The organism is Blastomonas sp. CCH1-A6 (assembly GCF_001556365.1).
Classification (GTDB): domain Bacteria; phylum Pseudomonadota; class Alphaproteobacteria; order Sphingomonadales; family Sphingomonadaceae; genus Blastomonas; species Blastomonas ursincola.
This window is the reverse complement of sequence record NZ_LSIS01000535.1, coordinates 1-652: the sequence shown is the minus strand read 5'-3', so window position 1 is coordinate 652 and position 652 is coordinate 1. Positions and strand designations below refer to the sequence as shown.

Genomic DNA, 652 nt, shown 5'->3' with positions numbered 1-652 from the left:
TGCCTCGGCCACCGGCTCGGGCGCAGGTTCGGCTGCAACCGTTTCGGCGGCTTCGGCCTTCGGCGCTGCCTTCTTGCGCGGCGCGCGCTTGGCCTTGGGCTTGGCGACAGGTTCGGCTTCCGCAGCAGGCTCAGCCTCGGCAGCGGGCGCTTCGGCGGGAGCCTCTGCCTCTGCCTCGACGGCCGGCTTCTTCGCCCGCGAAGCGCGCTTGCGCTTGGGCTTTTCGGCCACCGGCTCGGCCTCAGGCTCTGCGGGGGCTTCGGCAGGCGCTGCTGCTTCCTCGCTCACCGGCTCGGCAGGGGCTTCTGCCGCAGCGTCGTCGCCAGCGGTTTCGACGCTGTCTTCGCCAGCCTCGCCATTCTTGCGGTTGCGACCGCCACGGCGACCACGGCGGGCGCGCTTCGGCTTGGCCTCGCCGCCATCTTCGGTGGTCTCGACGGCTTCGGTTGCTTCGGCTTCGGCCGGGGCTTCGGCGTCAGCCGATGCGACCGGTTCAGCGACCTGTTCGCTGTTATCGATCTGCGCCTCGCTACCGATTTCGCCCTGAGGCTGATCGCCATCGCGCCGCCCGCGCTTGCCGCGACGCCGACGGCGACGCTTGGAACGGCCGCCTCCTTCGCCTTCCTCGCTGCTGCGCTGCTCGGCGGGGCGC

Annotated in this window: 1 pseudogene; it reads right to left on the bottom strand. The window is 71.6% G+C overall.

Features of this window, described 5'->3' with window-relative positions:
* Positions 1-652, bottom strand: a pseudogene (locus AX735_RS26180) (ribonuclease E/G); the annotation flags it as partial.